The sequence below is a fragment of the Streptomyces sp. NPDC029674 genome (assembly GCF_044903205.1).
In the GTDB taxonomy this organism is placed as follows: Bacteria; Actinomycetota; Actinomycetes; order Streptomycetales; family Streptomycetaceae; genus Streptomyces.
The window spans coordinates 1-20,786 of record NZ_JBJDPY010000038.1; the positions used below are offsets into that span (position 1 = coordinate 1).

Consider the following 20,786-nt stretch of genomic DNA (forward strand, 5'->3'; position numbering starts at 1 on the left):
CTGGCGGACCAGGTCCCCCTCACGGCCACCGGCCAGGTGATGGGCACCGCCCAGTACCTCGCGCCCGAGCAGGCCACGGGGCAGCAGGCCACCGGCTCCTCCGACCTCTACTCGCTGGGCATCATCGGCTACGAGGCCCTCGCCGGGCATCGCCCGTTCACGGGCGAGTCCCAGATCGCGATCGCCCTCGCCCAGGTCAACGACACCCCTCCGCCCCTGCCGGACACCGTCCCGGCCCCGGTGCGCGCCCTGATCATGTGCATGCTCTCGAAGGACCCCACGGAGCGGCCCTCGGACGCGACCGCGCTCTCGGAGGCCGCCGACGCGCTGCGCCGCAAGGACACCTGCGGCGCCGTGGAGGCCGTGCCCGGCCTGGCCGTCTTCCTCGAGGAGCAGGGCGTGGCCGACCCCTCGGGCGCCGAGACCGCTCCCCTGGACTACGACGGCATGCGCACCACCCATCCCCGCGCCGAGGGCATCCGGACGGACGGCTCCCCCGCCACCGCGGCGCTGCCGGTGACCGCGGCCCAGCCCCGCACCGACGACGACGCCCGCGGCCCCGGCGCCGCCGGTGCGGCGGCCGGGGGCGCGGCCGGTGCGGCCGGCACCGCCGCGAGCGCGAGCACGCGCGACCACGAGATCGCCGCCGTGCGTGACCAGCAGACCCGCCCGGGCGACGTCGTGGACCCGGGCCCGCCCGCCGGGGGCGGCTCCGCGCCCGCCCGCCGGCGACGCGCCAACCGGGGGCGCCCCGGGCGCGCCCCCCCACCGCGCGGCCCCAGGCGCGCGGGCCCCCGCCCCCCCGCCGGGGGGCGCGGGAGCGCGGCCGCGCTGCCGCGAACGCCGCCCGCCTTGCCCTCCACGAGCGGGAGGGCTTCCGTGTGCTCGGCACACGCGAGCGGATCGGCAAGCAGCACGGCCGCTGGCGCGACGTGGATGAAGGGATGAGCGTCGAAATTCCCTGGGCACGCGCCGAGTTGGCGGAGTTCGTGGTGAGCGAGGGCGGGGTCCGGGAATCAGGCAGGCCTGACGGACTCGACGGGGTATGGCTTCGACCCTCCTGCGGAATGCAGTGGGGATGGCAGCAGAGATGACAGAGGCGTTCGCCGCGACCGTGGCGGCGGTGGCAGACGCCAGCCTCACCCAGTTGTCCAGCCCCGCGGTACTCCACCCCGCCTTCACTCCCATGCGACGCGCCGCCGGCCTTGCAAGCCACGGATACAGCTCCACCCAGGTCAGGACGGACCGAGTAGCCGAGCAATCCTCCGGTCCGTCTCATCCCAGTCGGGGCGTTCCTCCATCCCCTGCACCCACGCCTCGGCCATACGCTGAGCCCTCTCGCGCCTGAGGCGCTCGTGTCCCCCAACCTCTACGACTGCCACCAGGAGCACCACAGGTTCGCCGCAGCGCACCGGTTACGCGCAAGGTGCAAGAGGAGATCTACCGTCTGGAAGCGGAACGCCAGTAGCTGCACGGTCGTGCTCTTCTGCCGTATGTCGTTGACCTCCTCGCGGCTGCTGCGGAAACTGCGACTGCTGCGACTGCTCCGGCTGGAAAGGAGAAAAACCGGCGCCTCCTGGCCGGGGGTCGGCTTTCCCGGTGGGTACCCGGCCGCGAGCATCATTGAATGTCCATCATCAATGAGACGCGGCAGGCCGACGACGGCGCGGAAGGGCCCGTGGTCTCTGCGAACACCGATGTGGTCCCGGCGGCGGAGCGGTTCGGCTGGTGGTCCGACATGGTCGGCGACGAGGTCATGCCTGTGACGATCCGCAGCCCGCACGCGGCCCGCTTCAGAGGCAGCGTGGAGGCTGTGGGGATGCCGCACAGCCAGGTGGCGGCCTTCGCCTTCTCTCCGATGACCGCGCGGCGTTCACCCCTGCAGATCCGGCGCCACGATCCGGAGGAGTACTACTTGGTCCTCGTCCAGGGAAGCCCCGTCTGGCTGGAACAGGCCGACAGCGTGGCTTGCCTCGAGGCCGGTGACATGGCCCTGTTCTCCACTTCGGCTCCACTCGTCAGCGACTTCCTCGACCAGGGCCGGCAGACCCGGCTGACGCTGCTGCGGCTGGCGCGGTCGGCGCTGCCGCTGGCCGGTGGCCGGGCGGACCGGCTGCTGGCCGAGTCGCTGTCCACCCGGCCCGGGTCCGGGTCAGCGGCACTGCTCGGGTCGTACCTGAGCGGGCTTCCGGCGGCCGCCCACGCCTGCGATCCGGCGGAGTTGGCCCGGCTGGGCGCGATCGGGGTCGATCTGGCCGCGACCGTCCTCGCGGGGCGGCTCGGCGTCCAGGACACGCTGTCCCCGGAGACGCGCAAGGCTGTCCTGCGCGCCCGGATCAAGCTGTTCATCGAGCACAACCTGGGCGATCCGGAACTGGTCCCCGCGGGGATCGCCGCCCAGCACCACATCTCCGTACGCAGCCTCCACCTGCTGTTCCGGCACGAACCGGAGACCGTGGGCGCCATGATCAGGCGCTTGCGCCTGGAACGCTGCCACGCGGACCTGACCGATCCGGCGCTGGGCAACCGCACCCTCGCCGCGACGGCCGCGCGCTGGGGCTTCCGCCATCCCGCGGACTTCGGCCGCGCCTTCCGCAAGGCGTACGGAGTCCCGCCGAGCGAGGTGCGGGCGGAGGCCCGGGCACGGGTGCGTGCGCTGGATGCCCAGGAAGCGTGCGCTCGTTGCCGACGATCCCCGGACTGCCACGGTCCACAGTGAACGCACAGCGTTCCAGTGGCTTCAGGAGGGGACATGCGCAAGAGAATTGCGGCGACCGTCGCGGCGGTGGCGGCGGCCTTCGCGCTCGCCGCACCGACGGCGGCGAGCGCCGAGGAGGCCGGCGTCACCAAGATGCCGGGCGTGGAGGGCTTGTACTGGGTCAGCGGCAAAGACTACGGCGCCCGGGCCTGGTCCGAGTGTGGCAGCGGCTCGTGCTTCTTCCAGAACTCCAATGGCGGCGGCTGGCTCTGGGTGGTGCCCAGCTGCGGCCACCACAAGGTGCCCTCCTGGTTCGAGGACCGGGCGAGCTCGGCCTGGAACCGCACGCCCACCCGGATCCACATCTACAAGCACAGTGACTACAGCGGGTACCTGGGCACCGTCCCCGGCTGGTTCCAGGGCAACCTCGCGTCCGGGCACAACGACGTGATGAGCGCCGTCTTCGCGGACTGCTGACAGCCCGACGCGACGGTGCGCGTGCCTGCCCGGTCGAGGTGAGGGGGGAGAAGAGAGGAGGGCCGGAACGGAGGGGAGGGAGGGGGCAGCGGGTGGACCGCCGCCGTCCCCTCCCGGTTCGTATCGGGGCGATGTTCAGCGAGCGGTCGCGGCGGCCGTCGTCCGTGCGACGAGCGGTTCGAACCGCATGGGCGGGAGACCTGCTTGACGTCCGTCGTAACGGCTGCGCGTACGCTTCACCGCTTCGCGAGGCCCACCGAGTCGCCGACCGATCAGATCTCCACGATCGCTTCGAAGCAGTGCTCGTGCTCGGGTCACAGCCCTCTTGGCAGCCTTCAGGTTCAAGACAACACTGCTGAATGGCATGCCAAAGCACTGGTCACTTGTCATGCAGGCACAGGCACAGCGCCACCTCTGCGAGCAAGACGGACAGGGGAGAGCAGTGCCTGAGCTGTGTGTTGCGCGCGGATCGCCCCGATTCGTACCCGGCCCTCGCCCCCTTTTGAGGGGGCCGGGCCGACGGGACTTTCCTCGCGCCGGCAGCATGCTGGTGAGCCCGCACCGCGGCGGAGTCCACCGAGATGTCCCAGTCGATCCGGCCCTCGGCAGCCTCGGCAGCCTGAACGCGAGACAGCGGCATCGCCCACGTTCCGTCCGCCGACCGGCGGCGATGACGTTTGTAGACCGTCCCACGGACCGAACCGCTCCGGCAGGCGATCCCACTCCGCATTCGTTGAATCCCCGCGGCCCGTACACCCAGCCTGACCCCAACTCCCATGTCACGCCGGGAGAACCGAGAAGCAGTGCCCAACAGTGGAGGATCGGCGCTGCTTCTTCCTGTTAAGCCGGGGCGAGGTTGCCGTCTGGGGTGGGTGGCAAGGCAGCGAGCCAGTCCTGTAGTTCCCGGTGGCGGAACTGGTAGGCGGTGCCGGCAACTCGGAGCAGGCCGGCTTCAGTCGCCCAGTGCAGGAACCGGCGTAGACGCCAAGGCAGGGCCTGACGACCGCGGCGGGTACACACCAGAAGAGCGATATAGCGCGTCCCTGTCCCACCCAGCCCGCACAGCAGCCCCATCGCGACCCCGGCCAGGACTCCGAATACGGGCCGCACCATGGCCCCGTACAGGACGCCGATCGGGAGCCCGAACAAGAGCGAGGCGATGAGTTCGGCACGAACGACGGTGCGCGGCGAGTCCATGATGTCGAGCGCGTCCACGCTGCCTCCGGGCCGGACCACCAGCCACAGCAGGAGTCCGAACAGCAGGCAGAACGAGACCCCCATCACCGCGGGTTGCACCTTCACCAGGAGCAGATAGCCGAGTCCCACCAAGGGCGCAGTAGCAAGCAGCACGGCTGCTCTGCGCTGGGCCTGGGGAGCACGAAGCTGCCTCGGGCCGATCTGTGGACGACCTGGCCACGCCTGGATCCAATCGTGGCCGTTGGCCCTCAACAACGCAATGAACACGGGCAGGATGAGCACGATGAAAACGGGCGCGGAAGCGAATCCCCAGTCGGACACCCACATGCCCATGACGCAGACTCCCAACAGCGTTACGGCGACGAGGGCAGCCTCGACTATGCGAGGCCGGCGAGTGCCGATCAAGGGCCACAGCTCGTGCGGGACCAGGTCAGTGCCGGAGAGGGGTCGGCCGGCCACCGTGCGGCCGGTGACAGTGTTGCTGCGGAGATAAGTGGCCAGAACACTCAGCCAGGCCCGAACCTGCCCAGGAGCGTAGGTTCTGCCCTGCGGAGCGAGATGCCGAGTGGTGGCGTCCTGAAGGAACAGCCCGAGCAGGTGATCGCGGACCGCCTGGTCAGTGCTCAGAGCGGGGCTGAGCAGATCCTGAGGTTCCCGCACGTAGTCACCCGTGACTGCATCACGCTGCTCGTAGGTGGTGACGGCCATGGTCAGCCTCCAAGGAGTGCACAGCGCCCGCACCAGCGTCGAAGACGGCGCCCGGTCGAGGGCGTCCAACAGGCACTCCCAGCGCGTCATGTTGTCCACCCGCGCGTGAACAAACTGACGGAGCTGGGCAGGGCTGACCCGGGTGATCTCGATCCGGGCGGCGTCCTGAGCCCACACCTGGACGGCTTCCAACGCTTCGTACTGCTCGCTGCGGCAGGTCAGCACCATATTCGCCTTCGACCGGCCTTGCTGGAAGGCATTAAGCATGGACAGCGCCTGCCGGGCCGGGGAGCCGTATCCGGGAGTATCCTCGGCGGCCATCTCATCCAGCCCGTCCAGTACCGGAAGGATGAGCCCTGCGTCCATCAACGCGGCGGCGGTCGTAGACGAGATCCCTGAGTAGGTATCGACCAGGTGCCGGCATACCCACGCTCGTACAGCGTGGGCTCCCGCGACCGGGTCACGGTTCGCGGCTACGCGCCCGACGCCAACGGCTGGGGCAGGCAACGTGGACCAGGAGGTCAGTGGCAGCCGTACCGGAACGGGGTCCTCGGGCTTTCGGTTTTCCAGCAGGGCAAGAATGAGCTCGACGGCGAGTACGGTCTTACCCGCCCCCGGCGCGCCGGTGATCACCAGACGTCCCGGACGTAGCCGCTGGTAATAGCTCGCCACCTCACTCAGCCGCCCTTCCGTGGCAGCGCCCGTGGCGTTGCGCGTCGTGGCGGGACGGGAGACGAAGCGCAGATCGATCGTCGTACTGTCCTCACCGAGCAGCTGTGCCCGTGCGCGACTCTCGGCTTGGATCACCGCTCGAGCCAGCAGACCCGCCATCGCCACCGCGTCACGCTCCTGGTGGCGCAGTGCCCGCCAGGACATCCACCCCGACCAGCCAGCGACGATGAGCCCCGCCAAGCCGATGCATGTCCCCACCGGGTCTACATCGCCCCGTTTCGCCGCCGGCAAGCCCCACACCGCTACCGCGCCCAGCGCACCCGCGCACACGAGCACCCAAAACCATGCGACCCCTCTTTGCACGCCCATGACCCAAGAGCATGCAACGGGTGGTAAGTGAAAGCGGGCAGGTCTGGGAAACGCGCTGAGCAAGGGTGAGGAAAGTGAAGGCTCTGTCCGCAGTTCCGTGAAGCTCAGTCGTCGGGAGACATGAGGTCAGTCCGCTGCGCGTAGTTGTCCAGAGGCTCTGCTGATGCCCACCGAGACCTGTAGTAGTCCTTGAAGGAGTTGACGGCTTCAGCCATCTCCAGACGCCTTCGTCACCCGTCTCCTCACCGCACTGCGTACGGAACAAAGCACCACCGGTGACCGCGCGGAGGACTGGCGCCGGATGGCCTCAGAACTCGCCATGTTCGAGCAGATGGCTGCCCCCGGGTACGACTTCCAGGCGGCTGTCTACGAACTGGAGGCGCGCGCCAGGATGACCGCCGGTCTTGAACCGGCACCCGCAGGTCTTCCCTCCGGCGCCGCCCCCCGGGGGGCGTTTCCAACCCGGTTCCAGCGATTCCGTCACTGAGCCGCGTCGGATAAGGCATCGTCTTTCCAAGGGGCCCGCGGGCGGGCGCACGAGGCAGTGGAGGAGCGTCATGGGTGAGCCGGAGACCTGGACGTCGGAGGAGTTCGGTACCTCTCACGAGGGGAAAGTCGGTGTTCTCCTGGCCGATGGGACCGAACCCGATCCGGTCGTCTACCCCAGCAACTCAGGGGCGTGGTCCTCGGAGGTCGCCCACTGGAGCGTCTACGACGGCCAGCCTTCCAACGGCCCTCGTGCAGCCGTGCTGCGGGCGGTGTGCTCGTGCGGATGGACCGGCCCAGAACAACCGCTGAACTGGAAGGAGATCGGTGATCAGCCCCTGCGCCGGGCAGCCGACGATGTGGCGGGCACGTGCGTGACGCAGTGGGATCACCACATCGAGGACGTGGACCGGTCTGCCATCGCTCTGCCCACTGAACTCGCCGAGCTCATGAGCAAGGTCGAAGAGCAGATCGAGAAATTGCCCAAAGACGCAGCCCTGGTGGCCCTTCGGGCGGCACGCCGCATGGAGGTCCAGGCCAGCCGGCTCGCCTACTGGCCCGCTCACGACGTACGGCGCGACACGTCGGTGGAGGAGGCCGCTGCCGCGCTCGGCTTGAACGTAGACGACACACGAGCGCTCCTGGCCCGGTTCGGTAACTGGAGCCGGTACGCCTAGAAGGGCGCGCCGCACCGCACCACCGGTCACGGAGGGCGTCTCGACGCGCTACACCCAGCACACCAAGCCCCTGGGAGCGCGACACCTGCCTGATCGTCACAGCGGTCCGGCGGGCCATGTGACCGCCTCATGTTCGAGTTCTGGGAATGAAGGCGCGCGAGCATCGGCGTGGGTCGGGGGCCTGTAGAAATGCTGTCGTGACCAGGAGTCAACTTCCCGTAGGGTGCGGCGGCATGAACCAGGCCTCGCGTGATGTCATCCGTCCGATACGTGCTGATGAGTGGCCCAAGGCCAAGGAGCTTCGGCTCTTGGCGCTGAAGGATCCGGTAGCTCCGATCGCCTTTCTCCAGACGTACGAGCAGGCAGCCGCGGAGCCGGACTCCTTTTGGCGAGAACAGGCCAGGGAATCGGCACGCGGGACGCGCGTGCGTCAGTTCGTGGCTGAGGGCCTGGAGGAGATTTGGAGCGGCACAGTGGCCGTGCTGATCGAGGACGCGGGCAGCGACGACGCCTTCGGCGGAGCCGTTCTGCAGCGCCAAGCGCACATCGTAGGTGTCTTCGTTCGCCCTGAGTACCGCGGAAGCGGTGTGATCGATGAGCTCTTCGAGGCGGCTGTCGGGTGGGCGTGGTCGGTCGAGGAAGTGGCGCGGGTGCGCCTGTACGTTCACGAGGACAATGCGCGGGCTGAGAGCTTCTACCGGCGGTACGGGTTCATGCGCTCCGGAGAGACCGTCCCCATGAAGGGCGATCCCTCCAAGGAGGAGCGCGAGATGGTCCTGGACAACCCCCAGCTTGTATCCGACATCTCATGAGCGCAGCCAGAGCCGAATGGAGGCCGCGATGACGGTGCCGTGGAAGACGTATGCGCATTTGTCGAAGCTGGTGCGCCAGCCGCCCTTGCTGCCGCGGCCCTGCCGGTTGGCCCGCTGATTCCTTGGTTAGGCGCTGCTGAGCGGCAGCCACCCACCACACCCTGCGCCTGCTGCGCGGCGTCCCACCCGCCGAGGGAGACAGCCCCGGCCAGGCCACCGGCGGCACCAACTACGCGGCGCCTGCTCACATCGTTCATAAGGTGTCCTTCTTCTTGGTACGGCGATGGATGACGGCCAGTCGTAGGGAGTACGCGAGGCAGAGTGTGGCCAGGATGGGGAGGACGATCAGGGTGGGGTTCACCCAGGCCGGGACCAGGTCGTAGCCCGCGTTGCACTTTTCGTGCAGCGGGTACCACCGCCCGAATTCGCGGAAGTGCGCACTGCGATACGCCGAGTCGTAGGCTTGGCCTGCGTTGTGGCATTCCTCTCCCGTGTCCAGCCCGCCGGCGAGGGCGCCGATGAGGTAAGTGATCGCAGTCCCCAGCAGGAGGGTCACGGCGGTCACGGCGAACCAAAGGGGACTGCGGCGCCAGTTCCCGGCGAACAGTGGGTAACACCAGAGCCCGATCAGGGCAGGTACGAGGATCAAGATGATGCTCATGGAGTAACCCTGCCCGTTCTTCCTGCCCTCCCTGGCCTCCGCCGCCCGCTTCGCGGCCTGCTTGCGGAAAGCGGCAAGGAGACCATCCCCGCGTGTGCGGGAAGCGGACTCCTTGACCTGCAGTTTTGCTGCCGCCGGGAGCCAGTTTCGAGAACTTTCATCGATTCGTTCATAACGGTGATATGGGTCGAACGAGGGGCGGCTGCTTGTGTGTTGAGTATGCGTGATGCTCCAAGGTGCTGTTCGGGCAGAGGAGTGTTTGCGCGGAACTGGAGTGCACCCTCCACGCGGCATCCCTGTAGAGCTGTCGCCTTGCCGTAGCCTCCCACCTCGGAGTTGGGGGGGGGCCTCCCGCTGGCGCGAGAATCGTCCTGATGGTCCCGTGCGGACGGGGACGGTCCGTAGGCGAGGTCGCTGCCCCGAGATCATGTCGACCCAGCCCGGGTCGCGCTGCGAGCCGCCAAGATGGCCGCGCGGAAGAACGCGGCCGCACGGTGCAGCCCCGGCCATGCACGACCCGGTTGACCCGTCGCGACGGGCGCGAGCCTATGGGCCTCGATGCCGCGATCGGCGCGCTGGTTACCGAGTGCGCACTTCGTTCACGGCGCAGCACTGTCGGCCACTTCGCCCACCGGGCGGGCGATTTTCGGGCCGTCTCAGCCGCCATCACGAGAAGATCGACAGTCACCCTGCGTACGCGACCATAAGTTGCTCCCCGAGAAGTGGCTCCGCCGGCAGGTCGTTGACGCTATCCGCTGCCTCCGTGCCCAGCTGAGACGGCACATCCGCACGGGCAAGGGCCGCTGCCCGTTCCCGGTGACGCTGATCGTCGACTCGCAGTCGGTGAAGGCGGCCTCCACCGTCGGCCAGGACAGCCGCGGCTACGAGGCGGGCAAACTCCGCCTACGCCCAGGACCTGCTGAAGCCCATCGAACCGGGCGTTCAACACGTTCGTGACGCGGCGTCTGACACGTAAAGCGCCTCATGCGCAGAGCTGGAACAAGAAATCGCGGCTGGTCGACAAATGACACGGCAACGTTCGGTATGGAAACTCCTGCCCCGATAGCAGGTGAACTACACTCGCCAATCTGCCGCCTGCATTCCAGACTGCACTGAAAAGACCAACGCGATATCAAGGGGACAGAGACTTTGCGGGATTCAGTTGTGGGCCCCAAGTCCGTACCGCTTTGGGGCCCACACAAAGGACACGGGAGTGGTCAGCTCGGCTGATCGCCGGTGTAGCGGTAGATCTCGCTGTCGTTGATGTGCCACACGGTGCCGTCGGCGCCGGCGGCGATGTCGATGGCCGTGCCGGGGATCTTGACCCACGGGTTGGTGCCGCTGGCATCGTTGTTGGTGTAGCGGTAGATGCTGCCGGCAGGGTCGACGCCCCACACATTGGTCCGAGAACCCACCGCGATGCGCTTCAGACTGCCGGGGACGTTCTGCCACGGGTTCGTCGGATTCTGGTCCCCGATGTACCGGAAGATCTGATTACCGCTGTTGACGCCCCACACGGTGCCGTCAGCGCCCGCACCGATGTCGCTCAGCGTGCCGGGAATCTTGAGCCACGGGTTGGCGTCGTGGTTGGTGTACCGGTAGATGGAGCCGGCGGCGTCCACCCCCCATACGTTCGTCCTGGAGCCCGCATCGATGCGGACCAGACTGCCCGTGACGTTCAGCCAGGGGTTCGAGACGCCCTGATCCCCGACATAACGGAAGATCTGGTTGCCGCTGTTGACGCCCCACGTCGTGCCATCGGCGCCCGCGCCGATGTCGCTGAGACCTCCAGGTATGTGGAGCCACGGGTTCACGTCGTAGTTGGTGTGCCCGAAAATGTTGCTCGCCGCGTTCACGCCCCACACGGTTGTCCTCGAGCCCGCCGAGATGGCACTGAGACTGCCCGCGATCTTCACCCAATCCGCCACGCCACATCACCTTTTCTGGAATCCGTTACTGACCCGGCCATCCTCAGTGAAGGAGCGAGCTGAAAAAACTGTTGAATGCTCATATCAATGCTGAAACAGGCGGTATATCGATGTTTCAACGGCCATCGCCATGCGGGGCCAGGGGTGGAAGTGGCTCAGCCCGGAGTATTTCGGCCGAATTCCCTGTCCTCCCCGCGGGGGTCGACACGCGCACCGGTTCATGCCTTCCGTCTGGGGGGCAGGCCGGCGCTGGTGACCTGGAGCGGCACGGACTTCGTCACCCGCCGCCCTCGCTCGCCAGCCAGGGACTGGTTCCCGGGCGGTATGCACCTCACGGCCAAGTTCAAAGACAGACAACTACTTGAGGCGCTTCCTCGACAATTTGGCTTACCGCTCGCGCAGGTGACACGAACGCCATCCCCGGCGCCGCGCCGGCCATCTCGTTACGAAGAACACGACCGTTCTCAAGGTCTTTGAGGAGACCTGTGCCCGCCATCGTCCACGCCGCCGCCCTGCTCGCCACCCCACCTCTCAGGGCGCTGTGAAGATCTTCCCTGTCGAGCACGAGGACCGCTCCGGTCATGCTCCGCGCGCCGGCGCCGGTCTGGCTGCCCTCCAGACCGGCGGACGGGGCGACGTCACGCGCAGGGGTGCCGAGCGGCGGGTGCTCGAGCACGCGGGGCTTGTACTCGACCAGTTGGATGCGGCCGTCGAAGGTGCGGTGCTCGATCATCTCGAGGGCAACATCCGGATAGCCGTCGTAGATGCGTTCTTCGCCCGTGGCCCCAGTGATCACCGGGAACATCACGACCCGGAAGCGGTCGACGAGTCCGGCTCGTAGCAGGGACCGGCACAGGCTGAGGCTGCCGATCGTACTGAGGAGTCCCGAGCCACTCGACTTCATGACGCGGACTGCCTCGACGGCGTCGTCGCGGACGAGCGTGGAGTTGGCCCACGTCAGTGGCTCCTCGAGTGAGGAGGAGAACACCACCTTGGACGCTTGCGTGAGCTCGTCGACGGACGCCTCTTCTTCAGGCCTGAACTCGTCTTGGCCATTCGGGACCTCACCCGCGGCGAAGCCCGACATCAGGCGGTAGGTGTTCGCTCCCATCAGGTAGATGGCCTCGGGCTGCTCGCCGAGCCATGCGAGGTACTCCGGGCCTTCGAGACCCCAGAACCCGGGCCACCCCTCTCCCGATGCGTAGCCGTCGAGGGAGGTGATGAAGTCGACGAGAAGCTCCGACATGGCGGTGTCCTTTCGTAAGGTGTCACGAGCTTGGACCGGCCGGGAGCCAGAAACTCATCGGCCGCGCTGTGGAGTAACGAGAAAACCCATGACGCCGCATCCGATGAGGTCGGCGGAGCAGCGGCAATGCTTCGGAGGGGTCAAAGGCCTACATGATTGCGCTTTGCGTGCATTCGGGTCATGCTCCACGCGCTTGGCAACGGGGGTTTGAGTTCTGTCAAAGCCCCAGCTCAGCCCCAGAGCACTTCCGTGAGGACAGCCCCGCTCGGATCGACGGCGGACCGATCGCGCTGGTCTTCGCCGGCGACGGCGGGGTCATCTGTTCGCGATCGGAGGCAGCGGACAAGTCTGGCAGCCCACCACGGCCTCCTGGTTTGACGACTTCGAGATCACGAAGCTCAGCTAGCAGAAGTTCGTTCCATCAGCTGGGGCATCGCGGGCAGCCGAGCGGGGCCCGAAGTGCAAGCCGGCCGGGGGCCGCTGGGGTTCCGAGTGCGACGACAAGTACCTCGACGGGCCTTCCAGGCTCGACATCGACCACCGCATCCCGCTCCCCGAGGCCTGGGGGTCCGGGGCCAAGGACTGGACCGAGGCCGAGCAGCAGGCGCACGCCAACGACCTCGGCGAAAGCCACGCGTTGATCGCTGCCACCGCGAAGTCCAAGTCGCCACAAGACTCGCTGGAAGCGCGCCATCGACCCGAGCGAGGAGTCGGCTCTCGCCGAGAACGCGACGCGTTGTCCGAACGTACCGGTCAAGGTGCGGCTCGTCCGGTAGTCGGACGCAGCAAAGAGCTCCTGGTGCTCGACGCGATCACCGCCCGCACTCCCGGGACCAGGGGTTTCACCCTGACCCCGAAACGCGGGGCACTCGAGCGGACCTACGGCTGGCTGATGTTCCACCGCCGTCTGGCCCGCGACTACGAAGCCCTCCCGAACCGCTCCGAAGCGATGATCCACCTCGCCGATATCACCGGACCGAGTCCGCATCGCGGGATGAACCACCGCGAGGAAACGAACTCTGAGACGCGAGAAAACGACCTCTGAGGACCGGGCCCTGAGTCACCTGCCGGGGCCGGATACTCAGCCGGCGGCCGCCTTGCGGCTGCGGAAGGCCGCGACGCGGATCCGGTTCTGGCAGGTCACCGAGCAGAACCGGCGCCGGCCGCCGGGTGACTGGTCGAGGTAGACGTCGGCGCAGTTCCCGGCGGTGCACACGCCGATGCGGGCGAAGCCGTGGGCGGCGAGGTACTGACGTAGAGAGATCGCGGCTGTCGCGACCAGGGCGTGCTCGGCGTCCTCGACGGTCCACGCGGCCCGCAGCGCGCCGCCGTCCCCGGTCTCCACGACGGGGCGTACGCCGCTGTCCGCCAGCAGACGCGTCAGGTGCCGTGCGCACGCCTCGGCGTTCTGGGCGGAGAAGACCGGGTGCAGGCGGTCCGCCGCGTGGGCGAGCGCCTCCGGGGTCAGCCCGGCGCCCACCCGCGCGGGCAGGCCGAGGTGTGCCGCTATGTCGGAGACGGGCCGGTGCGGAGCGTCGCCCCGGCCGTCTCCCTCGCGCGGCAGCGTGCCCCAGCCGTTGACGAGGTCCGTCAGTGCCTGAAGAGGCATTTCCGTGAAGGTGACCGCCATACGCTCCGCCATACGTTTCAGCGTAACGCGTTGCCGACCGTTTAGGCGTTGCAGCGGCCACGCCGGACGGGTAACGTAATGGCGAGCGGTTAAGCGTTACAGAGCTGTTGAGCCTCACCTTATCCGGGCGCGGGAGGATGTCATGCTGGACCTCACGCTGCTGCCGGCCTATCTGGCGGCGGTCGCGATCATCACCGTCGCCCCAGGGCCCGACGCCGCGTACATCATGGCCGTGGCACTGGAACGCGGCCCGCGGGCCGGTCTGGTCTCCGCCACGGGAATGGCGCTGGGCATGGTCGTGCACGTGACGGCCGCCGCGCTCGGCCTGGCCGTCCTGCTGCGCTCGACGCCCGCCGCGCTGATCGGGGTGGAACTGATCGGCGGCCTCTACCTGGGATGGCTCGCGGTCTCCACGATCCGGTCGGCCAGGAAGCCGCCGACGGAGGCTCCCGAGGCGCCGCCCGAGCGTCAGGTCCTGCGCCAGGCCGCCCTCACCAATCTGCTGAACCCGAAGACCGTGCTGTTCTTCGCCGCGTTCCTGCCGCGGTTCACCAGCCCCGGACACGGCCCGCTGTGGCTTCAGTTGCTGGCGCTCGGCCTGATCTTCCTGGTGATGGGCTTCATCTGGGACAGCACGATCGGCCTGTGCGCCGGCCGACTGGGTCAGGGACTGGTACGAGGTCACCGTACGGCCGTGACGGTGAACGTCGTCGCCGGAGTCACCTTCGCCACGCTGGCGGCATTCCTGCTGCAGGACGCGCTGACCGCGACCATAGCGGCCTGAGTCTGAGAGGCCGGTTTCTCGCGGTGTTTCATCCCGTGATGCGGATTCGGTCCGGCGATGTCGGGTTGCGTTAGGAGACGGTCGTATCGCCGTGAGGCGGCGGGCCATCAGGTCGGTCATGGCGAGGTGGATCATCGCTTCGGACCGGTGACCAACCGTCGACTCCTCAATCAGCCCTGGCGGGATAAATGGCTCTGCAAGGAGCCATTGGCAAGGGTCGAAGCGATCTGGCGCGATGATGAGGAGGCGTGGTGATCACATGGCGAAGGGTGGGCGAGAGGGATCTCGGGTTGCTTCGGCGGTGGCTCATGCAACCGCACGTGGCTCGCTGGTGGAACCACGACACCTCCGTTGAGGCGGTCGCGCGGGACTTTGGGCCGGCGACACGCGGCGAGGAGCCGTCCGAGGATTTTCTGGTCATGCTGGACGACGTGCCGGTCGCCCTGGTCCAACGGTGCCGGTTCGCTGATTACCCCAACTACCTTGCGGAGCTGGGCGACCAAGTCGAACTCCCCGACATGGCGGTCACGATCGACTACCTAGTCGGTGACCCTGCGCGGGTGGGGCAGGGGCTTGGTCCCCGCATCATCCGAGCGGTCGTTGCAGCGACATGGGTCGACCACCCGGACGCGTCCGCCGTCGTCGTCCCCGTCCACACGGCGAACCGTGCGTCATGGCGAGCCCTGGAGAAGGCCGGACTGCTCAGGATCGGCACAGCTGAGCTGACCCCTGACAATCCGGACGACGACCGCACTCACTACGTCTATCGCATCGACAGGCCCTTCGGTGGAATCCAGCACGAGAACCTTGCCTGACTCTCTCTGACTCATCTACGCACTGCTAACCCGGTCAGGGGCCCGTGACAGGGCCCGTGCCAGGGCCGCTTCGGCTTGTCGGGAGCGCCGGTCAGCTGTTTGCTGCTACGGCAACTTTGGTTGCCACCTCCGATGTGCGAGTCGCAGGGTGGAGGCCAGTCAAAAGTCGCTGAGCGACTCACGATTAGCCGATGGGGAGGCATGTGATGAACATCAACGCAGCCACGGGGGCAATGCGAAGTGCCGGTGAGAAGGGGCCGCTGGGCAACCGTGTTCACCATGTCCGGGCCGACGAGCTGGATGGTTACGCCGCCATCAGCGGCAGTACGGTCGGCTCGAAGAAGCTCTGGATGGGATTGGTGGAGAACCCGCCGCTGAGTGCGACGGACAACCACCATCACGGCGAATCGGAGGCCGGGATCTACGTGGTCAGCGGCCACCCCGTGTTCGTCTACCACGATGGCACGAAGGAGGTGCGGGTCGCCGCAGGGCCTGGCGACTTCTTCCTCGTTCCGCCGTTCGTCCCGCACCGCGAGGAGAACCCTGATCCGAACGAACCCGCGGTGGTCGTCATCGCGCGGACCACGCAGGAACCGATCAAGGTTGCAGTGCCCGAGCTGTATCAACTCGAGGTGACAGAGGCGCAGTAGAAGGTTCGCGGCCTCACCCCTGTCAACGTCTCTTCCTGTCTCCGTCGGTGGAGTGCGGGCGGGCGTGAGCGCGCCGGGTTGGGTGGTGGGGGTGGGGGGAGGAGGACTGGCAGGCGCCTCCGGCCTGCCGCCTACCTGTGGGCGGCAGGCTCCTACTTGCGGGCTTCTCGGCCGTCCCCTGGTCGTCCGCGAGGTGCGTCTGCCCTCCTCGCCGCCCTTCGGTTGTCCCGCGGTGTCCGGCGCTGCGCCTGACATGCCGCCGGCCGCTCGCGGGGTGTCAGATGTTCTTTTCCACGGTCGCCTCGCGAAGTGATGGCGATCAAATCGTCGGGGCGCTGCACGTTGTTTGTGGGTTGTGTCTGGGATCGGGCGTTGTGGGTCGGTTGGTTGGGGGTGTGGGTTCGTGTTCGAGGGATATCCGAGTTGGTTTTGAGGCGGGCGGTCGACGGTGGACCGTATTGGGGGGAGGTGGGGTCGTGGATGCTGCGGATGGTGGCGTTGCCCTGCTCAAGGTCGTGCGTGGCCGGGCCAGTGATGAGGAGCTCGCTGCGCTTGCGGTGACGCTCTTCTCGTTGGCCGCGGGTCGGGTGCCGGAGCGGAATGTGGGCGGTGTGGACCATCGCCGTCGTGTGGTGGCCTGGCGGCCGCCGGAACATGCCAGGGTTTACCGGGCGCCGCACAGTTGGCGATGACGGGCCGCTTCGCCTGTCCGCCCGCCGCCCGGACGGACGGAGACCAAGGCGTACGGAAACACCCCCGTGACGAACCGTCGCAGCGGTTTGGTGACTGCGACTAGCTCTGACGGGCCTCGTCCCTGCTGGCCGAGTCACGAGCTAAGCGGTCTGACTGCGTCCGCGTGGATCGCTCCGGTGGGGCTGGGTGTGTAGTGGTTTTGGCCTGCTGCCCGGGCTCTTCGGGGCGCGGGGTGATTGGTGTGTGCGTTTAGGTCCGCTTCGGTTGGGGGTTGGTGTGGCGAGGGTGACGAAGGGGTCTGGTGTGCGGGATACGAATGCGGGGTCTGGGTCGGGGTCGAGTGGGGCCCGGGGCCGTGTGGCCGAACTGCACGAGATCCGTGCGGAGGCGCTGCGTGGGCCGAGCGAGAAGGCGACCGAGGCGCAGCACGCCAAGGGCAAGCTGACGGCCCGCGAGCGGATCGAGCTGCTTCTTGACCCGGATTCGTTCAACGAGGTCGAGCAGTTGCGCCGGCACCGGGCCACCGGTTTCGGGCTTGAGGCGAAGAAGCCGTACACGGACGGTGTGATCACCGGCTGGGGCACGGTGGAGGGCCGCACGGTCTTCGTCTACGCGCACGACTTCCGGATCTTCGGCGGTGCGCTGGGCGAGGCGCACGCCACGAAGATCCACAAGATCATGGACATGGCCATCGCGGCCGGCGCCCCGCTGGTCTCCCTCAACGACGGTGCGGGCGCCCGTATCCAGGAGGGTGTCAGCGCGCTGGCCGGGTACGGCGGCATCTTCCAGCGCAACACCAAGGCCTCGGGTGTCATCCCGCAGATCAGCGTGATGCTCGGCCCGTGCGCGGGCGGCGCGGCCTACAGCCCCGCCCTCACCGACTTCGTGTTCATGGTGCGCGAGACCTCGCAGATGTTCATCACCGGACCCGACGTGGTCCGCGCGGTGACCGGTGAGGAGATCAGCCAGAACGGCCTGGGCGGCGCGGACGTGCACGCCGAGACCTCCGGGGTGTGTCACTTCGCCTACGACGACGAAGAGACCTGCCTGGCCGAGGTCCGCTACCTGATCTCGATGCTGCCCTCCAACAACCGGGAGAACCCGCCGGTCCACGCCTCGGAGGACCCGGTCGAGCGCCGCTCGGACGTCCTCCTCGACCTGGTCCCGGCGGACGGCAACCGGCCCTACGACATGGCCAAGGTCATCGAGGAACTCGTCGACGACGGCGACTACCTCGAGGTCCACGAGCGCTGGGCGCGCAACATCATCTGCGCGCTGGCCCGCCTGGACGGCCAGGTCGTGGGCATCGTCGCCAACCAGCCGCAGGCGCTGGCCGGTGTCCTGGACATCGAGGCCTCGGAGAAGGCCGCCCGCTTCGTGCAGATGTGCGACGCCTTCAACATCCCCATCCTCACCCTCCTCGACGTGCCCGGCTTCCTGCCGGGCGTCGACCAGGAGCACGGCGGCATCATCCGCCACGGCGCCAAGCTGCTGTACGCGTACTGCAACGCCACCGTGCCGCGGATCTCGCTGATCCTGCGCAAGGCCTACGGCGGCGCATACATCGTCATGGACAGCCAGTCCATCGGCGCCGACCTGACCTATGCCTGGCCCACCAACGAGATCGCGGTCATGGGCGCGGAGGGCGCCGCCAACGTGATCTTCCGGCGGCAGATCGCGGCCGCCGAGGACCCCGAGGCGATGCGGGCCCGCATGGTCAAGGAGTACAAGGCCGAGCTGATGCATCCCTACTACGCCGCCGAGCGTGGTCTGGTCGACGACGTCATCGACCCGGCCGAGACCCGCGAGGTGCTGATCAAGTCCCTCGCGATGCTCCGCAACAAGCACGCCGACCTGCCCTCCCGCAAGCACGGCAACCCCCCGCAGTAGCGGAACACCCCTTCACACGGCCCCCGCTGACGCCCTTGGGCAACCGTCCCACCGGCGGGCGCGAGGGGTGGCGGGGTGGGGGAGGCCAGCGGTCTGTTCCGGCACCTACGCCTGCTGCTTCACGCGCGCCTGCTGCTCCACGCGCCCGTGCTCTGGCTGTTCGTTCCTGGCTCGGGTGGCTCGCTCGCTGCCGTTGTCGCGCTCTGTCGGCTGCCGCCGTGCCGGGCGGGGTGCGCCGGCCCCACCGACCCGCTCCCGCTTCCGCATCCCCGATGGTCGCGGGCATGTCTGTTGGGGAGGGTCAGGGGGCATGGTCTGTTCATAAGGGGGGCGGCGCGGCCATCCGCCAGTGAGGGCGGCGGGTCGTGAAGCGGGCGATGCACAGGGGTTTCGTTCGTTCGGGACGGTTGGCGGTTGTGCCCGTGGGGGCGGGCAGGGGGGCCTCGTTCGTTGGGGAGGGGCTTGGGGTGGGCTTGTGAGGGGGTTGGGATGGTGCTGCAGGAACGTGCCGCGCGTACGCGGGAGTTGGTGATGCGGGCGGCCGCCGAGGTGTTCGCCGAGGAAGGTTTCGTAGCGGCCACGATCAGCAGCATCAGCTGCCGGGCCGGGGTCAGTCCCGGGGCGCTGCACTTCCATTTCGGGAACAAGTACGCGTTGGCCCGGGCCGTGGAGGCGGCTGCGTTGGCCGCCCTTGAGCGGATCACCCTGGCGGCCGAGGCGGATCATGCCGGTGCGTTGCAGCGTCTGGTGGGTGCCGGGCATGGTCTGATGCGGGCGCTGGAGTGTGATGCGGTGATGCGGGCCGGATTTCGGCTGTCGGGGCCTGCTCCGTGGCGTACCGGTTCGGTGGATGTGCGCGGCGCTTGGCAGCGGTGGGTCGAGGCGCTGTTGCAAACGGCGCGGCATCAGGGCGCGTTGGCCCGTGGTGTTTCGCCCGCGCGGGTCTCGGCCGTCGTGGTTGCGGCTACCGTCGGCTTCGCCGCCCTGGGCCTGCAGGATCCTCGGTGGGTCTCGCGCCGCGTCCTGTCCCAGTACTGGGAGCTGATGCTGCCCCGGCTCACCCCGGACGACTCGCCCGGCCGCGGATCTCAAGATCACCCGATCCCCGACCACTCCTAAGGGCTCCGCCGAAAGCGATTGCTTAGCGCCGCCGTAGGCGCCGGGGCCGGACGGACACCATCGACGGCTACGGCACGAGCGTGGCCTTTCTGACGCCTTCGCCTCTGATTCGAAACCGCCGAGAGCCGCTGTTCAGGGTCAGCGAGGAGTGAGGAGGCAGAACTCGTTGCCTTCCGGGTCGGCCAGAATCGTCCAGGAGATTGCGGACTGGTCGATGCCAGGGTCGGTGGCCCCCAAGGAGCGCAGTCTGGCTGCTTCTGCTTCCAAGTCGTCACCGGGGTAGGGGCAGATATCGAGGTGGACGCGGTTCCACACGCTTTTGGTGTCGGGGGTGCGGAGGAACTCCAGGTAGGGGCCGACGCCCTTGGCGGATCGCATGGCGGCGTGGTCGTGGGTGACCTTGTGCAGCGTCCAGTCCATTGCCTCGCCCCAGAACTGCGCCATCTTTCGGGGGTCGGTGCAGTCGACCACCACCGCGGCGATCGGCCCGGTGTCGCGGTAGATCGGGCGGGGCTCCAGGACGCAGAACTCGTTGCCCTCCGGGTCGGCCATAACCGTCCAGGGGACATCGCCCTGGCCCACGTCGGCGAGCGTCGCGCCGAGATCCTCCAAGCGTGCGACCAACTCCTGCTGGTGGGCGGTTGAGGTGGTGGCTAGATCAAGGTGCACCCGGTTCTTCACCGTTTTGGGTTCCGGGCGGGCGACGATGTCGATGCAGACGGCCGCGGGGTTGGGGTAGGCGAAACACACGGGCTCGAGGTTGGTGATGCCGGGCCCCTCGCTGTCGACACCCCAACCGAGTGCCTCCGCCCAGAACCGGCCGAGCGCGGAGTCGTCCTGGGCCTTCATGTTGATCTGCACGAGTCTTGTTGCCATGGCGCAGATCCTAAAAGCTGCCGCCGATCCAGGTGCCGTGGTCAGGCGCGTGCGCGCCCTGGTTGCTGGCCATGGTCGCCCCCGTCGGGACTGTGCGAGTCCTTGTGCATGAAGGCGAGACCGATCGCGTCGCCTGTGGGCGGCCGGGCAGGGGTATGGGGCCCGCACTCGATCGCAGTGGTTCCGCAGGCGGCGGGACCGGTGCAGGTGGGCCGGGGGCTCGCTCGGCGACCCAGCGTTGAGCCGCCGCGTGTCGGGGTTTTGGGTGTCTTGTGGTGTGTTCTGGCTGGGTGTGTGTGGGTGGTGGGTGTGGGTTGGGTTGTGGTGGTGGGGTGGTGGGGGCTGGGTAGAAACCAGCTATGCGGTTTTGTATTGACAGGGGTGGGGGGATCTATTTG

General features: G+C 68.0%; 15 protein-coding genes and 5 pseudogenes. 13 read left to right on the forward strand and 7 right to left on the reverse strand.

The features are described from left to right. Nucleotides 1–39: 39 nt before the first annotated feature. The 4 genes and pseudogenes from ACI2L3_RS39860 to ACI2L3_RS39875 form a co-directional block, all read left to right on the forward strand. A pseudogene (locus ACI2L3_RS39860) lies at nt 40–297 on the forward strand (protein kinase); the annotation flags it as partial. A 542-nt stretch (nt 298–839) separates the two neighbouring features. Further along, nucleotides 840–935, forward strand: a pseudogene (locus ACI2L3_RS39865) (N-acetyltransferase); the annotation flags it as partial. A gap of 692 nt (nt 936–1,627) precedes the next feature. Further along, nucleotides 1,628–2,719, forward strand: a complete 1,092-nt coding sequence (locus ACI2L3_RS39870; RefSeq protein ID WP_404757381.1) for a helix-turn-helix domain-containing protein — start codon at nt 1,628–1,630, stop codon at nt 2,717–2,719. A gap of 33 nt (nt 2,720–2,752) precedes the next feature. After that, nucleotides 2,753–3,175 carry a peptidase inhibitor family I36 protein gene (locus tag ACI2L3_RS39875; protein ID WP_404757382.1) on the forward strand — a complete coding sequence of 141 codons (423 nt, stop codon included), beginning with the start codon at nt 2,753–2,755 and terminating at the stop codon, nt 3,173–3,175. Between the two features lie 526 nt (nt 3,176–3,701). On the opposite strand, the pseudogene ACI2L3_RS39880 reads toward ACI2L3_RS39875, so the two are convergent. Beyond that, nucleotides 3,702–3,912 (reverse strand): annotated as a pseudogene (locus tag ACI2L3_RS39880) (transposase); the annotation flags it as partial. 103 nt (nt 3,913–4,015) lie between these two features. After that, nucleotides 4,016–6,121: an NACHT domain-containing protein gene (locus ACI2L3_RS39885; protein WP_404757383.1), complete on the reverse strand. Its 2,106-nt coding sequence runs from the start codon at nt 6,119–6,121 to the stop codon at nt 4,016–4,018. Nucleotides 6,122–6,678: 557 nt separating this feature from the next. Here ACI2L3_RS39885 and ACI2L3_RS39890 point away from each other — a divergent pair. Next, nucleotides 6,679–7,284: a hypothetical protein gene (locus tag ACI2L3_RS39890; protein WP_404757384.1), complete on the forward strand. Its 606-nt coding sequence runs from the start codon at nt 6,679–6,681 to the stop codon at nt 7,282–7,284. 233 nt (nt 7,285–7,517) lie between these two features. Then, the gene (locus ACI2L3_RS39895) at nt 7,518–8,096 is read left to right on the forward strand and encodes a GNAT family N-acetyltransferase (protein WP_404757385.1); all 579 of its coding nucleotides are present in this window, start codon (nt 7,518–7,520) and stop codon (nt 8,094–8,096) included. Nucleotides 8,097–8,349: 253 nt separating this feature from the next. Here ACI2L3_RS39895 and ACI2L3_RS39900 read toward each other — a convergent pair whose 3' ends face one another. The 3 genes and pseudogenes from ACI2L3_RS39900 to ACI2L3_RS39910 form a co-directional block, all read right to left on the reverse strand. Then, nucleotides 8,350–8,757, reverse strand: a complete 408-nt coding sequence (locus tag ACI2L3_RS39900; protein ID WP_404757386.1) for a hypothetical protein — start codon at nt 8,755–8,757, stop codon at nt 8,350–8,352. A 1,217-nt stretch (nt 8,758–9,974) separates the two neighbouring features. Then, a complete protein-coding gene (locus ACI2L3_RS39905) occupies nt 9,975–10,685 on the reverse strand; it encodes a tectonin domain-containing protein (protein WP_404757387.1) in 711 nt (236 codons plus the stop codon). A gap of 643 nt (nt 10,686–11,328) precedes the next feature. Continuing rightward, a pseudogene (locus ACI2L3_RS39910) lies at nt 11,329–11,931 on the reverse strand (dihydrofolate reductase family protein); the annotation flags it as partial. Between the two features lie 811 nt (nt 11,932–12,742). On the opposite strand from ACI2L3_RS39910, the pseudogene ACI2L3_RS39915 reads away from it, so the two are divergent. Next, nucleotides 12,743–12,976, forward strand: a pseudogene (locus tag ACI2L3_RS39915) (IS5/IS1182 family transposase); the annotation flags it as partial. A 36-nt stretch (nt 12,977–13,012) separates the two neighbouring features. Here ACI2L3_RS39915 and ACI2L3_RS39920 read toward each other — a convergent pair. Continuing rightward, nucleotides 13,013–13,573 carry a CGNR zinc finger domain-containing protein gene (locus ACI2L3_RS39920; RefSeq protein ID WP_404757388.1) on the reverse strand — a complete coding sequence of 187 codons (561 nt, stop codon included), beginning with the start codon at nt 13,571–13,573 and terminating at the stop codon, nt 13,013–13,015. A gap of 130 nt (nt 13,574–13,703) precedes the next feature. Between ACI2L3_RS39920 and ACI2L3_RS39925 the strand changes: the two genes are divergently transcribed. The 6 genes from ACI2L3_RS39925 (at nt 13,704) to ACI2L3_RS39950 (ending at nt 19,512) form a co-directional block, all read left to right on the forward strand. Beyond that, complete coding sequence (locus tag ACI2L3_RS39925) at nt 13,704–14,345, forward strand: LysE family translocator (protein ID WP_404757389.1); 642 nt, start codon at nt 13,704–13,706, stop codon at nt 14,343–14,345. Between the two features lie 248 nt (nt 14,346–14,593). Continuing rightward, complete coding sequence (locus ACI2L3_RS39930) at nt 14,594–15,160, forward strand: GNAT family N-acetyltransferase (protein WP_404757390.1); 567 nt, start codon at nt 14,594–14,596, stop codon at nt 15,158–15,160. Between the two features lie 206 nt (nt 15,161–15,366). Then, on the forward strand, nt 15,367–15,810 hold the full coding sequence (locus ACI2L3_RS39935; protein WP_404757391.1) for a cupin domain-containing protein: 444 nt from the start codon (nt 15,367–15,369) through the stop codon (nt 15,808–15,810). A 281-nt stretch (nt 15,811–16,091) separates the two neighbouring features. Then, entirely contained in the window at nt 16,092–16,502 is a 411-nt protein-coding gene (locus ACI2L3_RS39940) for an acyl-CoA carboxylase subunit epsilon (protein WP_404757392.1), read from the forward strand. 304 nt (nt 16,503–16,806) lie between these two features. Next, nucleotides 16,807–18,393 (forward strand): acyl-CoA carboxylase subunit beta, encoded by a 1,587-nt coding sequence (locus ACI2L3_RS39945; RefSeq protein WP_404757393.1) that lies wholly within the window; start codon nt 16,807–16,809, stop codon nt 18,391–18,393. Nucleotides 18,394–18,882: 489 nt separating this feature from the next. Then, nucleotides 18,883–19,512, forward strand: a complete 630-nt coding sequence (locus ACI2L3_RS39950; protein ID WP_404757394.1) for a ScbR family autoregulator-binding transcription factor — start codon at nt 18,883–18,885, stop codon at nt 19,510–19,512. A gap of 138 nt (nt 19,513–19,650) precedes the next feature. On the opposite strand, the gene ACI2L3_RS39955 is transcribed toward ACI2L3_RS39950, so the two are convergent. Next, a complete protein-coding gene (locus ACI2L3_RS39955; protein WP_404757395.1) occupies nt 19,651–20,388 on the reverse strand; it encodes a VOC family protein in 738 nt (245 codons plus the stop codon). Between the last annotated feature and the right edge of the window lie 398 nt (nt 20,389–20,786).

Coding starts and splice junctions, on each gene's coding strand:
- ACI2L3_RS39870 (WP_404757381.1), top strand. CDS start 1,628: ATGTCCATCATCAATGAGACGCGGCAGGCCGACGACGGCGCGGAAGGG.
- ACI2L3_RS39875 (WP_404757382.1), top strand. CDS start 2,753: ATGCGCAAGAGAATTGCGGCGACCGTCGCGGCGGTGGCGGCGGCCTTC.
- ACI2L3_RS39885 (WP_404757383.1), bottom strand. CDS start 6,121: ATGGGCGTGCAAAGAGGGGTCGCATGGTTTTGGGTGCTCGTGTGCGCG.
- ACI2L3_RS39890 (WP_404757384.1), top strand. CDS start 6,679: ATGGGTGAGCCGGAGACCTGGACGTCGGAGGAGTTCGGTACCTCTCAC.
- ACI2L3_RS39895 (WP_404757385.1), top strand. CDS start 7,518: ATGAACCAGGCCTCGCGTGATGTCATCCGTCCGATACGTGCTGATGAG.
- ACI2L3_RS39900 (WP_404757386.1), bottom strand. CDS start 8,757: ATGAGCATCATCTTGATCCTCGTACCTGCCCTGATCGGGCTCTGGTGT.
- ACI2L3_RS39920 (WP_404757388.1), bottom strand. CDS start 13,573: ATGGCGGAGCGTATGGCGGTCACCTTCACGGAAATGCCTCTTCAGGCA.
- ACI2L3_RS39925 (WP_404757389.1), top strand. CDS start 13,704: ATGCTGGACCTCACGCTGCTGCCGGCCTATCTGGCGGCGGTCGCGATC.
- ACI2L3_RS39935 (WP_404757391.1), top strand. CDS start 15,367: ATGAACATCAACGCAGCCACGGGGGCAATGCGAAGTGCCGGTGAGAAG.
- ACI2L3_RS39940 (WP_404757392.1), top strand. CDS start 16,092: ATGTTCTTTTCCACGGTCGCCTCGCGAAGTGATGGCGATCAAATCGTC.
- ACI2L3_RS39950 (WP_404757394.1), top strand. CDS start 18,883: ATGGTGCTGCAGGAACGTGCCGCGCGTACGCGGGAGTTGGTGATGCGG.
- ACI2L3_RS39955 (WP_404757395.1), bottom strand. CDS start 20,388: ATGGCAACAAGACTCGTGCAGATCAACATGAAGGCCCAGGACGACTCC.